This is a genomic window from Kitasatospora sp. NPDC058478, from assembly GCF_042720345.1.
Taxonomy (GTDB): domain Bacteria; phylum Actinomycetota; class Actinomycetes; order Streptomycetales; family Streptomycetaceae; genus Kitasatospora.
The window spans coordinates 20,713-35,063 of record NZ_JBHXML010000083.1 but is presented as its reverse complement, the minus strand read 5'-3'; the positions used below and the strand labels follow the sequence as shown (position 1 = coordinate 35,063).

11 protein-coding genes are annotated in these 14,351 nt (G+C 72.4%); 4 read left to right on the top strand and 7 right to left on the bottom strand.

The window, feature by feature from the left end; translation table 11 throughout:
• Window positions 1–408 precede the first annotated feature (408 nt).
• Window positions 409–1,350, bottom strand: coding sequence for an IclR family transcriptional regulator (locus ACFWPT_RS34830; protein WP_380486757.1), 942 nt, complete (start codon window positions 1,348–1,350; stop codon window positions 409–411).
• Window positions 1,351–1,763: 413 nt separating this feature from the next.
• Between ACFWPT_RS34830 and ACFWPT_RS34825 the strand changes: the two genes are divergently transcribed.
• The 4 genes from ACFWPT_RS34825 to ACFWPT_RS34810 all read left to right on the top strand — a co-directional run bounded on the left by ACFWPT_RS34825 (window position 1,764) and on the right by ACFWPT_RS34810 (window position 7,759).
• Window positions 1,764–3,074 (top strand): extracellular solute-binding protein, encoded by a 1,311-nt coding sequence (locus ACFWPT_RS34825; protein WP_063350255.1) that lies wholly within the window; start codon window positions 1,764–1,766, stop codon window positions 3,072–3,074.
• A gap of 113 nt (window positions 3,075–3,187) precedes the next feature.
• Window positions 3,188–4,168: a carbohydrate ABC transporter permease gene (locus ACFWPT_RS34820; RefSeq protein WP_063350256.1), complete on the top strand. Its 981-nt coding sequence runs from the start codon at window positions 3,188–3,190 to the stop codon at window positions 4,166–4,168.
• A gap of 131 nt (window positions 4,169–4,299) precedes the next feature.
• On the top strand, window positions 4,300–5,103 hold the full coding sequence (locus tag ACFWPT_RS34815; protein WP_063351601.1) for a carbohydrate ABC transporter permease: 804 nt from the start codon (window positions 4,300–4,302) through the stop codon (window positions 5,101–5,103).
• 262 nt (window positions 5,104–5,365) lie between these two features.
• On the top strand, window positions 5,366–7,759 hold the full coding sequence (locus ACFWPT_RS34810; protein ID WP_363371080.1) for an excinuclease ABC subunit UvrA: 2,394 nt from the start codon (window positions 5,366–5,368) through the stop codon (window positions 7,757–7,759).
• Between the two features lie 144 nt (window positions 7,760–7,903).
• Here ACFWPT_RS34810 and ACFWPT_RS34805 read toward each other — a convergent pair whose 3' ends face one another.
• Genes ACFWPT_RS34805 through ACFWPT_RS34780 form a run of 6 tightly spaced genes read right to left on the bottom strand, consistent with a single transcriptional unit; the run spans window position 7,904 to window position 14,348 of the window.
• Window positions 7,904–9,529: an amidohydrolase gene (locus ACFWPT_RS34805; RefSeq protein WP_380342506.1), complete on the bottom strand. Its 1,626-nt coding sequence runs from the start codon at window positions 9,527–9,529 to the stop codon at window positions 7,904–7,906.
• Window positions 9,526–10,380 (bottom strand): PaaX family transcriptional regulator C-terminal domain-containing protein, encoded by an 855-nt coding sequence (locus ACFWPT_RS34800; RefSeq protein WP_380486754.1) that lies wholly within the window; start codon window positions 10,378–10,380, stop codon window positions 9,526–9,528. Before ACFWPT_RS34800 ends, ACFWPT_RS34805 begins: the two co-directional genes overlap by 4 nt.
• Before the next feature lie 53 nt (window positions 10,381–10,433).
• Window positions 10,434–11,192: an Asp/Glu racemase gene (locus ACFWPT_RS34795; protein ID WP_363371001.1), complete on the bottom strand. Its 759-nt coding sequence runs from the start codon at window positions 11,190–11,192 to the stop codon at window positions 10,434–10,436.
• 48 nt (window positions 11,193–11,240) lie between these two features.
• Window positions 11,241–12,143 (bottom strand): fumarylacetoacetate hydrolase family protein, encoded by a 903-nt coding sequence (locus ACFWPT_RS34790; protein WP_380486751.1) that lies wholly within the window; start codon window positions 12,141–12,143, stop codon window positions 11,241–11,243.
• A gap of 55 nt (window positions 12,144–12,198) precedes the next feature.
• A complete protein-coding gene (locus ACFWPT_RS34785; RefSeq protein WP_380486749.1) occupies window positions 12,199–13,380 on the bottom strand; it encodes a cupin domain-containing protein in 1,182 nt (393 codons plus the stop codon).
• On the bottom strand, window positions 13,377–14,348 hold the full coding sequence (locus ACFWPT_RS34780) for a carbon-nitrogen hydrolase family protein (protein ID WP_063350262.1): 972 nt from the start codon (window positions 14,346–14,348) through the stop codon (window positions 13,377–13,379). The genes ACFWPT_RS34785 and ACFWPT_RS34780 overlap by 4 nt, the downstream gene beginning before the upstream one ends.
• Window positions 14,349–14,351: the final 3 nt, after the last annotated feature.

Sequence of the window (14,351 nt, the reverse complement as noted above, 5' to 3'; positions counted from 1 at the left end):
ATTCCTCGTCAGGCGTCAGTGGTGCTACCAGAGCACGTCCTACTTTCAGTAGGAAGAGTCCGTGCGATCCGGGCCTGGCGCTCCAATTGTCGGACGAGGTCCGGTGCCTTTCAAAAGGCGCCGGGCCTTGTTTGCTTTTGGGGTGGGGGTTGGCCGGGGTTCGGTGTGTGGGTGTGGGGCTGGTATTGTTCTGGGTGTCGCGAGGGAGATGATTCCTCGTCAGGCGTCAGTGGTGCTACCAGAGCACGTCCTACTTTCAGTAGGAAGAGTCCGTGCGATCCGGGCCTGGCGCTCCAATTGTCGGACGAGGTCCGGTGCCTTTCAAAAGGCGCCGGGCCTCATTCGCTTTTTCGGGCTGTTTCGGTGCGCGGTCAGGACTTGGTGAGGCGGGCGAGTTCCGCCGGTGATTCAGGACGGTTGGCGGTCGGAGCCGAGTTCGCGGGAGATCCGCAGTCCGGCCTGGGCGACGACGGGGCCGAGGGCGCGGACGCGGGCGGCAGTCATGCGGGAGGTCAGGCCGGAGACCGACAGGGCGGCGGTGACCTCGCCGGCGTGGTCGAAGATCGGTGCGGCGACGCAGCGGACCTCGGGTTCGTTCTCGCGGTCGTCGATGGAGTAGCCGCGGGCGCGGATCCGGGAGAGGTCGGCGCGCAGCCGGGTCTCGTCGGAGATGGTCCAGGCGGTGACCGGGCGCAGGCCCGCGGCGACGACCTCGGTGACGGCCTCGTCGGGCAGCCAGGCGAGGATGGCCTTTCCGGTGGCGGTGCAGTAGGCGGGGGCCCGGCTGCCGACGCGGGAGGCCATGCGGACGTTGGTCTCGTCCTCGACCTTGTCCAGGTAGACGATTCCGGGGGCCTGCCAGACGGTCAGGTGGACGGTCTCGCCGGCCTCGCGCTGGAGCCGGCGCAGGTGTTCGGCGGCGACGCTGCGCAGGTCGAGGGTGGAGAGGTAGGCCTGGCCGAGGCGCAGTGAGCCGTGGCCGAGCCGGAACCAGCCGGTCTCGCGGTCGCGGTCGAGGAGGTGCTCGTCGAGCAGCGGGCCCGCGAGCCGCAGCACGGTGCTCTTGTTGAGGCCGAGCGCTTCGGCGAGCTGGGCGAGCGGGACGCCGCGCCCGTCGCTGTGGTCGCGGACGTGGCCGAGGACGGCGAGCGCGCGGCGCAGCGAGGACGACTGGTTGCGTTCGGTCGCGGGTTTGCGCCCGGCGGCCGCGCCCGAGGGCCGTTCGGCCGCCGCGCCGGTGGGTCTGTCGGCCGCCGCGCCGGTGGGTCTGTCGGCCGCCGCGCCGGTGGGTCTGTCGGCCGCCGTGCCCGCGGGCCGCTCGGTCTCCGCGTCGGGCCCCGTCTCCGTCATGGGTGGTCCGTCCCCTGTCTCGTTCCGCTGTCGAGTGCTGCTGCCATGTACTGCTGCCGCGTTCTGCCGGTGTTCCCCCGCTCGACGGCGGCGGTTGTCAGAAGGTACCCGTTCGCGTTCGCAACGCCGCTTCTTCGACACAACGTTGTGCAGTGCAAAACTTCCCGAACCCCCTCTTGTTGGCGCCGATCGCCCGCGCTTAACGTCCCTGCCATCGAGCAGGCGACGCCGCCCCACCCGAACGGTCCGCCCTGCCGCACCCCCGTACCGGCCTGCCCGGGACGCCCCCCAACGCGTCCGGGCCGTCCTCCACCCACACCCACCATCGGCCCCGGTCAGGGCCTGCTTCGACGTACCCGTCCCCAGCGGCGCACGTCTCGGCGGCAACTGTCGGGAGGGGAGGTTCTCCACCCATGCGACTCATCAGACGGACTGCCGCGGCCGCCGTGCTCGCCGCCAGCTGCCTCGCCGCGACCGCCTGCGCGCCGGGCACCGCCGCGCCGGCCGGCGACAAGGCCGCCGACGACCGGACCGGCACCCTCCAGGTCTGGCTGTACAACGAGGCGGGCAACGCGGCCAAGGAGGCCGTGGTCGGCAAGGCGGTGAGCGAGTTCCAGGCCTCCCACCAGGGCGTCACCGTCAAGGTCAGCTACATCGACACCGACGCCTCCGCCCGCGCGGCCAAGATGAAGGGCGCCTTCAACGACCCGGGCAGCGCCCCGGACCTGGTCGAGTTCGGCAACACCGACCTCCCCGGCTACGTCGCGGCCGGCGGCCTCGCCGAGATCGGCGCCGACCTCGACAAGTGGCAGGACAAGGGCGACCTCGACCCGGCGATCGTCAAGACCGCCGTGGTGGACGGCAAGACGTACGGCCTGCCCTGGTGGGTCGCCGTGCGCGCGCTCTACTACCGCAGCGACCTGTTCACCGAGGCCGGGCTGACCCCGCCGACCTCGTACGCCGAACTGGTCACCGCCACCCAGAAGATCCACGCAGCGCACCCCGACACCTTCGGCATCGCCGTCGGCGGCAAGTACACCTTCGGGGCGCTGCCGTTCGTCTGGGACGCGGGCGGCGACATCGCCGCCAAGGACGGCTCCGCGTACAAGGCGGCCATCAACTCGCCCGCCTCGCAGGCCGGGATCAAGCGCTACACCGATCTCTTCGGCGCCGACGGCTGCCCCGCCCAGCAGTGCGCCGACCTCACCGGCGGCAAGACCGTCGACCTGTTCGCGGCCGGCAAGTCGGCGATGGCGATCCTGCCCAACTCCAGCCGCAGCAAGGTCGACGGGGGCCCGGTGAAGGGCAAGTACGGCGTGGTGCCGCTGCCCGGGGAGAAGGCCGGCTCGATCGCCCCGGCGTTCGCGGGCGGCAACAACCTCGGCGTGATGAAGGCGGCCAAGCACCGCACGCTCGCCCTCGAATTCGCCGAACTGCTGGCGGGCCCGGCGTACCAGGAGCAGATGTACGACGCGATGGGCAACCTGCCGACGCTCAAGTCCGTCAGCGGCAAGGTCGCCGCCAAGGACGCCTTCCTGAAGCCGTTCACCGACACCATCGCGGCCGGCACCAGGTTCGTCCCGCTCGACCAGGCGTGGGCGCAGATCGACGCCCAGGCGGTGATCCCGACCATGCTGCAGCAGGTGGTCACCGGCAAGGCGGACGTGGCGAAGGCCTCGGGCGACGCCGCGAACCAGATCACCTCGGCCTTCGCCGCGCACTGACGGCGGCTGCCCACCCGCCTCCGACCCCCGGCCCCACCCCCAACCTCTGGTCCCGTACCACCTCCTGGTCCCGCACCGACCTCCTGGTCCGCGGAAGAGAGCAGGTCCCGCACGTGTCCGCATCCACCACGACCGCCCCGACGGCGCCGCCTTCCCCGCGCGGGCGCCGTGGGGGCACGGCGCCGGCCGCACCCTCGGGCGGCCGGCGCCGCCGGCCCCCGCTGCTGCTGCTCCTGCCGGCCGCGGTCATCCTGATCCCGCTGGTCGCCTACCCGATCTACCAGCTGGGCCTGCTGTCCGTGCTGGACTTCGGGCAGGCCCAGGCCTCGGGGGGCGCCCCGACCTCCTTCGTCGGCTTCGGCAACTACTCGAAGATCCTGAGCGACGGCCAGTTCTGGTCGGTGCTGCTGCAGACGGTCGGCTTCGCCGCGTTCTGCGTGGTCGCCACCCTGGCCGTCGGCGCGACCCTCGCCGTCCTGCTGACCAAGGTCGGGCGGTGGCCCAGGCTGGTGCTGACCACCGCCGCGATGGCGGCCTGGGCGGCGCCGGCGATGACCGGTTCGACGGTGTGGAGCTTCCTGTTCGACACCAACCTCGGCCTGGTCAACCACACGCTGGTGAAGCTCGGGCTCACCGGCTTCCACGAGTTCAACTGGTTCTACGACAAGTGGACGGCGTTCCTGATCGTCGGCGCCGTCGTGGTGTGGCACTCCTTCCCCTTCGTGATGGTCACCCTCTACGCGGGGATCCGGGCGATCCCGGAGGAGATCATGGAGGCCGCCGCCCTGGACGGCGCCAACACCTGGACGACCTTCCGCCGGATCACCGCGCCGATGCTGCGGCCGATCCTGACCATCGTGGTGATCCAGTCGGTGATCTGGGACTTCAAGGTCTTCACCCAGATCTACGTGATGACCGAGGGCGGCGGCATCGCCGGCCAGAACCTGGTGCTCAACGTGTACGCGTACCAGAAGGCGTTCGCCTCCTCGCAGTACGGGCTCGGCGCGGCGATCGGCGTGATCATGCTGTTGATCCTGGTGATCCCGACGGTCCTCTACATCCGCACCCTGCGACGGACGGGGAACGAACTGTGAGCGCCCTGAACCCCGTCCGGGACTCCCGGACCGGCACCGGCGGAACCGGCACCACCCGGAGCCGCAATACCCGGAGCCGCAACACCCGCAACACCCGCGGCCGTTGGCGGTTCGCCGCCAACACCGGCGCGATCGTGCTGGCCGTGGTCACCGCCTTCCCGATCTTCTGGATGGTGCTGTCCGCGTTCAAGCCCAAGGGTGAGGTGCGGTCGCTGGACCCGAAGCCGTGGACGGCCCACCCCACGCTGGAGAGCTTCCGCCAGGTGCTCAGCGTGGACGGCTTCGGCCGGTACTTCGTGAACAGCCTGGTGATCGCGGTGTCGGTGGTGGTGCTCTCGGCCGTCGTGGTGTTCCTGGCGGCGGTGGCGGTGACCAGGTTCCGGTTCAGGTTCCGCACCACCATCATGGTGATGTTCCTGATCGCCCAGATGATCCCGGTCGAGGCACTCACCATCCCGCTGTTCTTCATGTTCCGCGACGCCGGCCGGTTCGCGCCGGGCATCGGGCTGAACACCCTCGCCTCGCTGATCCTGGTGCAGCTGGCGTTCTCGCTGCCGTTCGGCATCTGGATGATGCGCGGCTTCGTCGCGGCCGTCCCGGTGTCGATCGAGGAGGCCGCGCAGATCGACGGCGCCAGCCGCACCCGCATCCTGTGGCGGATCCTGCTGCCGCTGGTGGCGCCGGGCCTCGCCGCGACCAGCGTGTTCTCCTTCATCGCCGCGTGGAACGACTTCGTCTTCGCGAAGACCTTCATCATCAGCGCCACCCAGAACCAGACCCTGCCGTCCGCGCTGCTGGTCTTCTTCAAGCCGGACGAGAACGACTGGGGCGGCATCATGGCGGCGTCGACGCTGATGACGGTGCCGGTGCTGATCTTCTTCATCGCGGTCCAGCGCAAGCTGGTGTCCGGGCTGGCGGGCGCGGTGAAGGACTGACGTCGGCCGGGGCGGTGAAGGACTGACGCCGGCCGGGGCGGTCGGGCGGGCTCCCCCCGTCCGGCCGCCCCGGCGGTCGTGCCACGCCGTGCGGCCGGTACCGGACGCCGATCCGCGGGCCCACCGGCCGGGCCGTCTCCGGGGCGGCGGTTAGGCTTCCGCCATGCCTGGCCGGCACCGGTGGACGGGGCTCCCCTCCCGGGTGCGGCGGCCGGCGATCATCCACCGCGACGGCGGCTCCGCCGCACAGATGGGGAAGACGATGAGCAAGCCCACGAGGACGGCCGCGCAGCCGCCGGCGGCACCCGGTGCCGACAGTCACGACCTGATCCGCGTGCACGGCGCGCGCGAGAACAACCTCAAGGACGTCAGCGTCGAGCTCCCGAAGCGGCGGCTGACGGTGTTCACCGGCGTCTCCGGCTCCGGCAAGAGCTCCCTGGTGTTCGACACGATCGCCGCCGAGTCGCAGCGGCTGATCAACGAGACCTACAGCGCCTTCGTCCAGGGCTTCATGCCGACCCAGGCGCGGCCCGAGGTCGACGTGCTGGAGGGGCTGACCACCGCGATCATCGTCGACCAGCAGCGGATGGGCGCCGACCCCCGCTCCACGGTCGGCACCGCCACCGACGCCAACGCGATGCTGCGGATCCTCTTCAGCCGGCTCGGGCAGCCGCACATCGGCTCGCCCAAGGCGTTCTCCTTCAACGTCCCCTCGATCAGCGGGGCGGGCGCCGTCACCGTCGAACGCGGCGGGAAGACCGTCAAGGAGCGGCGCAGCTTCAGCATCACCGGCGGCATGTGTCCGCGTTGCGAGGGCCGCGGCAGCGTGTCCGACATCGACCTCACCCAGCTCTTCGACGACACCAAGTCGATCTCCGAGGGCGCGATCACCATCCCCGGCTGGAAGACCGACAGCTGGTGGACGGTGGGGATCTACGCGAACTCGGGCTTCCTCGACCCGGACAAGCCGATCCGCAAGTACACCAAGAAGGAGATGCAGGACTTCCTCCACCGCGAGCCGACCAAGGTCAAGGTCAACGGGGTCAACCTCACCTACGAGGGGCTGATCCCGAAGATCCAGAAGTCGATGCTCACCAAGGACCGGGACGCGCTGCAGCCGCACATCCGGGCGTTCGTCGACCGGGCGGTCACCTTCACCGCCTGCCCCGACTGCGGGGGCACCCGGCTCAGCGAGGCGGCCCGGTCGTCGCTGATCGGCGGGACCAGCATCGCCGACGCCTGCGCGATGCAGATCAGCGACCTGGCCGCCTGGGTCCGCGACCTCGACGAGCCGGCCGTGGCGCCGCTGCTCGGGACCCTGCGGCACACCCTCGACTCGTTCGTGGAGATCGGGCTGGGCTACCTCTCGCTCGACCGGCCCTCCGGCACGCTGTCCGGCGGCGAGGCGCAGCGGGTCAAGATGATCCGGCACCTCGGCTCGGCGCTCACCGACGTCACGTACGTCTTCGACGAGCCCACCACCGGCCTGCACCCGCACGACATCCAGCGGATGAACGAACTCCTGCTGCGGCTGCGGGACAAGGGCAACACGGTGCTGGTCGTGGAGCACAAGCCGGAGACCATCGCGATCGCCGACCACGTCGTCGACCTCGGCCCCGGCGCCGGGACGGCGGGCGGCTCGGTCTGCTTCGAGGGCACCGTCGAGGGGCTGCGGTCCAGCGGCACCGTCACCGGCCGCCACTTCGACGACCGGGCCGCCGTCCGCAAGGCGGTGCGCGAGCCGAACGGCACCCTGGAGATCCGCGGCGCGACGGCGAACAACCTGCGCGACGTCGACGTCGACATCCCGCTCGGGGTGCTGACCGTGATCACCGGCGTCGCCGGCTCCGGGAAGAGCTCGCTGGTGCACGGTTCGATTCCGGGGGGCGCGGGCGTGGTGTCCGTCGACCAGGGCGCCATCCGCGGCTCCCGGCGCAGCAACCCGGCGACGTACACCGGGTTGTTGGAGCCGATCCGCAAGGCCTTCGCGAAGGCCAACGGCGTCAAGCCGGCCCTGTTCAGCGCCAACTCCGAAGGCGCCTGCCCCAACTGCAACGGCGCCGGGGTGGTCTTCACCGACCTGGCGATGATGGCCGGCGTGGCCAGCACCTGCGAGGAGTGCGAGGGCAAGCGCTACGACGCCTCGGTGCTGGAGTACCACCTCGGCGGCCGTGACATCAGCGAGGTGCTCGCGATGCCGGTGACCGAGGCCGAGGAGTTCTTCGGCACCGGCGAGGCGCGCATCCCGGCCGCGCACCGCATCCTCGCCAACCTCGCCGACGTCGGGCTCGGCTACCTCAGCCTCGGCCAGCCGCTCACCACGCTGTCCGGCGGCGAGCGGCAGCGGCTCAAGCTGGCCACCCACATGGCCGAGAAAGGCGGCGTCTACGTCCTCGACGAGCCGACCACCGGCCTGCACCTCGCCGACGTCGAGCAGTTGCTCGGGCTGCTCGACCGGCTGGTGGACTCCGGCAAGTCGGTCATCGTCATCGAGCACCACCAGGCGGTGATGGCGCACGCCGACTGGATCATCGACCTCGGCCCGGGCGCCGGCCACGACGGCGGCCGGATCGTCTTCGAGGGCACGCCCGCCGACCTGATCGCCGCCCGCTCCACCCTCACCGGCGAGCACCTCGCGGCCTACGTCGGGGGCTGACGGCCCCGGCGGTCGAACGTCTCGGCGGTCGAACGTTTCGGCGGCAGGGTGGTGCCACGCCCCGGGCACTACCCTGCCGCCATGGCGATCCACCACCGGGTCCGGCTCGTGCTGCTGGACCCGGTGCGCGGTGGTGGTGGACCGTCACGCGGGAGCGGGGTGGACGGTCCGCCCGCCGACGACCGTGCGCTCGGGCCGCAGCTCGCGCAGCACGTCGACCGGGCAGCTCAGCGGATCGACCGGCCACACCGTCAGATCGGCCAGCGCCCCCGGCCGCAGGCTGCCGCGTTCGGCGCTCTCGCCCATCAGCCGGGCCGCGTGGACGGTGTGCAGCGCGACCGCCTCGGCCCGGTCGACGGCGTGCTCGGGCCCGACCACCCCGGCGGTGGTCCGGCGGGTCGTCATGCCCCACACCGACACCATCGCGCCGTACGGGCCGACCGGGAAGTCCGAGCCGGCGGCCAGCAGCGCGCCCTCGTCGAGCCATTCGCGCAGCGGGAAGATCCCGGCGGTGCGCTCCTCGCCCCAGGCCCGCTGCTGGGCGAGCGCGCCGTCGTGCAGCAGCGGATGCTGCACGGTGACGGGGATGCCGAGCGCGATCGCCCGGGCCCGCTGGTCGGCCCGGGCCAGCCCGCCGTGCTCGACCACCAGCGTGCCGGGCGGCAGGCCGGGGCGCTGGTCGAGTACCTCCTCGAAGACGTCCAGCAGGGTGCGCAGGCCGCGGTCGCCCCAGGCGTGCACGCCGACCCGCCAGCCGCGCCCGACCACCCGGTCGACGGCCGCGACCAGTTCCTTCGGCTCCCAGAGCAGCCGGCCGTGGTAGCAGGGCCGGCCTTGGTACGGCTCCTCCAGCGCGCCGGCCTCGAAGCCGCCGTCGATGCCGAACTTCACCCCCCACAGCCGCAGCAGGTCGTCGTCCTCGCCGGCGGCGCGCCAGGCGTCCATCCGGTCCAGCAGCTCGTCGACCTGCTCGGGGGTGCGGGCGGCGAAGCCGGAGACCAGCGCCCGGACCCGGACGGCGAGCGCGCCGGCCGCCCGGGCCGCGAGCAGCACGTCGAGGTCCTCGACCGGGACGAGGCAGTCGCGGACGGTGCCGATGCCGGTGGCGGCGTAGTCGGCGGAGGCGGCGCGCAGGCCGGCCACCCGTTCGGCGAGCGCGGGGCGCGGCAGCACCCGCTCGACCAGTTCGACCGCCTTGTTGACCAGCCGCCCGGTGAGCCGCCCCCGGTCGTCGCGTTCGAGCAGGCCGCCGGGCGGGTCGGGGGTGTCGTCGGTGATGCCGGCGAGGCGCAGCGCGGCCGAGTTGAGCACCATGTTGTAGGCGCCGCGGCGGACCAGGACGGGGTGGTCGGCGGTGGCCTCGTCCAGTTCCGCGGTGGTGGGCAGCCGCTGCTCGGCGAGCAGCACCTCCTGCCAGTTGACGGTGGTGTGGATCCACTGGCCGGGCGGGGTGCGGGCGGCGCGTTCGCGGATCAGGCCGAGGAAGGCGGCGAGGTCGCGGGCCCGGTGGACGGGGACGCCGTGGACGCTGTGGCCGGCCAGGATCAGGTGGGTGTGGGTGTCGTCGAAGGCGGGCAGCACCGTGGCGGCGGGGGCGTCCAGGACCTCGGTGTCCGGTCCGATCAGGTCGTCCAGGCCGTGCGGGTCGGCGGACAGGGCGGTGATCCGTGCCCCGGTGACGGCGATCGCCCGCTGCGGCGGCCGGCCGGGGACGAGGGTGTGGACGGCGGCGGCGCGGACGAGGAGGTCGGCGGGGGCGGGGTCGGTCATCGCGGCTCCTGGTGGGGTGGGGCGCCGGCCGGCAGGCCGGTGACCTGCTCGACGTGCCGCAGGCTGGGCTCGGCGAGCAGCGCGTGCAGCTCGGTGAAGACGGCCCGCGCGGCGACGGCGTTCCAGTCGGCGGGCAGCAGCGGCTCGGGCAGGCCCGGGTCCAGGTAGGGCAGCCGGCGCCACTGGGTGAGCATCGGGACGTAGTCGCGGAACGCCTCGACCGGGTCGACCCGCGGCCGGCCGCGCAGTTCGGCGGCGACCGGGCGCCAGGCGTCGTCGAAGGCCGCGTACTGCGCCTCGATCGCGGGGAAGTCCCACCAGCCGGCCACCGCGGTGCGCAGTTCGGCGAAGCCCGCGTACTCGGCGGACAGGAACAGGTGCACGTAGGCGCTCAGCCCGAGGCGCTCCAGCAGCCGCCGGGCGTCCGGCAGCAGCCGGGCGGGCGCCAGCCAGACGCCGGGGGCGGCGTTGCCGAAGCCGAGCCAGCTCAGCCGGGAGCGCAGCTGGTGGCGGTGGGCGCGCTCGGACTCGGGCACCGAGAAGACCGCGACCACCCAGCCGTCGGCGAGTTCGGCGGGCTCCAGGCTGTGGAAGATCCGGCGGTCGCCCTCCTCGAAGACCGGGCCCATCGCCGGGGCGAGCCGGTAGCCGGTGCCGTCGCGGCGCTCCTGGAACAGGGTGCCGGCCTTCTTCAGCCGGGAGATGGCCGAGCGCACCGCCGGGCCGTCGACGTCGAGTTCGGCCATCAGCGCGATCAGGTCGGCGATCGAGATCCAGCCGCCGAGGCGGCGCACGAACTCGCCGTACACGGTGTGGATGAGGGAGCTGGGCCGGGGCGTGCTCTCCGACATGGTGCGCCTCCTCCCCGGCAGCTCGTGGTGATCATAGCGGTGGGAGCTCCGCGTCAGGCGTGGGCGTAGGCGCCGGAGAGCAGGTGCCCGGCGCCGGGGGCGACGGCCGGCAGGCCGAGGGCGCGCAGCAGTTGGTGGGTGGTGCAGATCGCCGCCGAGACGACCGGCTTGCCGAGCTGCTGCTCGGCTTCCTCGACGGCGGACAGCGAGGGCAGCTGCACGCAGGCCGAGAGCACCACCGCATCGGCCTCGGCGTGGGCGAGGCGCCGGGCGATGGCGGGGAGCCGCGCCGGATCGTGGGCGGCCACGTCGAGGTTGTCGGGGATCTCCAGGGCCGCGTAGTCGAGCACCTCGATGCCCTCGTGGGCCAGGTAGTCGACCACGGTCCGGGCCAGCGGCCGCAGGTACGGGGTGACGAGGGCGACCTTCTTGGCGCCGAGCGTGTGCAGGCCGGTCACCAGGGCGCCCGCGCTGGTGACCACGGGGGCGGGGGCGCCGTTCTCGGCGGTGCGCCGGTGCAGGCGCTGTTCGGCCTCGCGGTGGTAGCCGGGGCCGGTGGCCATCACGGCGACCAGGCAGGCGTAGCCGAGCACGTCGACCCGGGCGTCGGAGAGTTCGGCCGCGCAGCGGTCGGACTCGGCGTCCATGGCGCGCAGTTGCTCGGGGGTGACCCTGGTCATCCGCATCCGGCTGGAGTGGAAGGTGAACCGCTCGGGCGCGACCGCCTCGCGGGCCCGCAGCAGGGCGGGGACCTCGGTCTCCATGGTGACGTTGGAGCTGGGGACGATCTGGCCGATCCGGTAGGTGGTCATGGGGTGCTGGGGCTCCTCTCGGGAGCTGGCCGGGGTGGGGTGCTCCGCTCAGCGGGCGTCGACCACCGGGTTGGCGAGGGTGCCGATCCGCTCGATGGTGGCCTCGACCAGGTCGCCGGGCTGGAGGAACTGCGGCGGCACCAGGCCGGCGCCGACGCCGGACGGGGAGCCGGTGGCGATCACGTCGCCCGGTTCGAGGGTGACGCCGGAGGAGATGTCGGCGATCAGGCGGGCGATGCCGAACAGCATGTGGCGGGTGTTGGAGTCCTGCCGCAGCTCGCCGTTGACCCTGAGCGAGAGGTCGAGGTCCTGCGGGTCGGGGATCTCGTCGACGGTGACCACGACCGGGCCGAACGGCGCGTAGCTGTCCTGCCCTTTGGAGAAGAACCACTGCCCGGAGCGGCGCTGGTCGCGGGCGCTGACGTCGTTGACGATGCTGTAGCCGAAGACGTGCCGCCAGGCGTCCTGCTCGGCCACCCGGAAGGCCGGTTCGCCGATCACCACGGCGAGTTCGCACTCCCAGTCGAGCTGCTTGGTCAGGTCGGCGTTGTGCCGGATGGGCTGGCCCGGGCCGGTGACGGCGGTCGCGGGCTTGCTGAACAGCACGGGCCGGTCGGGCAGTTCGCGTTCGGTGTCCAGGGTGCGGTGCGATTCGGCGACGTGCTCCACGTAGTTGAGGCCGACGCCGACGATCTTGCCGGGCCGCAGGGGCGCGCGCAGCGACACCTCGGCGAGCGGGCGGACGGCGGGGTGGCCGGGACCGGCTTGGGCCAGCAGCGTGCGGGCGGTGGTCAGCGCGGCCTCGCCGGCCCGGACCAGGCCGAGCAGGCCGTCGGGCAGCCGGGCACCGGCGGCGGTGGCGAGGGCGGTCAGGTCGGCGACCTGGTCGCCGAGCCGGGCGCCGAGGCGCGGGGTCTCGTCGCCGTCCGTGCAGTAGGTCAACAGGTGCATGGTCGGGGCTCCTTGGGGGTACCGGGCGGTGATGGGCCGGCGTGTGTCCTGCGGGTCAGGCCGGGCCCTGGTGCCCGTCGTGCTCCGGGTATGCCTCCTCGCGGTAGAGGCCGAGCGAGTGCATCACCGGGAAGTCGTTGAAGGAGAACAGGCAGGCGTCCTCGCCGGGGTCGAGGTTCACGTGCTCGTGCCAGGCCCAGGACGGGACGACGAAGACGTCGCCCTGCTGCCACTCGAAGCGCCGCCCGGCGATCACCGAGACGCCCCACCCCTTGGCCGCCGTGTAGACCACCGAGCCGGTGTGGCGGTGGGCGCGGGTGGCCTGGCCGGGGCGCAGCAGTTGCAGGTGGGCGGCCATGGTCGGCATCACCGGGCCGCCGGTGACCGGGTTGGTGTACTCCATGATGACGCCGTCGTACGGCGATCCGTCGGTGGCGCGGGCGAGTTGGCGCAGCGCGTGGTAGCTGGGCTCCCAGGGCCAGCCGAGCAGGGGGGAGTAGGGCCTGCTCCAGGTCTCGACGCCGTACGGGAGGAGGTTGCCGCCGTAGCTCAGCAGCGAGGAGTTCACCACCGGGCCGGGCCGCTGGTACAGCTCCGGGTGGACCTCGTAGAAGTTCGCGTCGAGCATGTTGACCAGCGGGATGTCCAGGCCGTCCTGCCAGATCACCGGGGCGTCGTCGGACTCGTTTCCGTGCTCGTGCCAGGAGTTGTTGGGCGTGATGGCGAAGTCGCGCGGGCCGACCTTGAGCTTCTGGCCGTCCACGACCGTCCAGGCGCCGGTGCCCTCGTGGACGAAGCGCAGGGCGGCGGCCTGGTGGCGGTGCGCGGTCATCGCCTCACCGGGGCCCATGATCTGGAGGCCGGTGTACAGCAGGCCGACGGCGGCGCTCAGTTCGCGGCGCCCGGGGTTGACCAGCATCACCACCCGGCGGCCGGCGTCGTCGGCCTTGACCAGTGGCAGCGCCTTGCGGACCAGCGGGCGCAGGTCGGCGTAGCGCCAGAGCACCGGCACCGACTTCGGCTGCGGGTACCAGGGCTCGATCTCGTTCGCCACCGTCCACAGGGCGCCGGCCTCGTGTTCGGCCAGTTCCTCGTAGTAGGCGGTGAGTTCGGGGCTGTCGGTGACCCTGGCGCGGCCGAGCTGGTCGTCGTCGTGGCCGGCCGTGTGTTCCTGGTCGGTGGCGCCGTGGGGGTCGGTGGTGCCGTGGCGGTCGGTCGTGTCGTCGTGGCTGGTCATGCCTGCTCCTCCGGGAACACCAGCGGCCGCAGCGGGCGGTTGTCCACGTGCAGCCGGAAGACGTCGAAGCGGTTGTAGTGGCCGACGATGTCGTGCATCTGCTTGGGCTGGATGCACCGGCCGAGGTCGATCTCGGCGTAGACGATGCCCTCCTCGTCCACCAGCGGCTCGCCCACCGGGCGTCCGTCGGGGCCGAAGATTCCGGACAACGCGCTGCGCGGGCGGGCGAGTTGCTTGCGCACCTGGTGGTCGTCACCGGCGATCAGGTCCACCATCTCGGGCGAGATGGTGGAGCAGGAGACCACGGTGAACAGCTTGCCCTCGAAGCAGTGCGCGGCGGCGCGCAGCGCGATCGCCTCCGCCATGTCGTAGTCCTCGGGGGCCACCGGCAGGGCGATGTAGCTGGCGGCGTGGACGAGTTCGCCCTGGGCCAGCAGGGTGAAGCGGGCCAGGGTGTTGGTGTTCTCGCCGCAGGCCAGCGCGCCGAGCGGGCCGACGGCCGTGCGGTGCACCCGCAGGGAGCTGCCGTCGCCGGGCGTCCAGGTCAGCTTCTCGGCCCAGGTCGGCACCAACTTGCGGTGCACATCGAGGAGTTCACCGTCCGCGCCGATGATCAGCAGGGTGTTGTAGAGCACCCCGAGGCTGTGCCGGCCGCGTTCGTTGACGCCGATCACCAGTACCACGCCGGCCTGCCGGGCGGCGGCGCGCAGCGTGTCCACGTACGGGCCGGGGACGTCGACGGCGGCGCGGTAGAGGCGCTCGTACCAGGGCGAGCCCTGCACCGGGTTCATCGTCCAGTTCCAGTACGGGTAGCCGGGGACGAAGACCTCGGGGAAGACCACCAGGGCGGCGCCGTGGCCGGCCGCCTCGTGGATCAGGGCGACGGCCTTGTCGACGGTGGCGGCCGGGTCCAGGTAGACGGGGGCGGCCTGGACGGCCGCGGCGGTGAAGCGGGGCAGGTCGGGCATGGT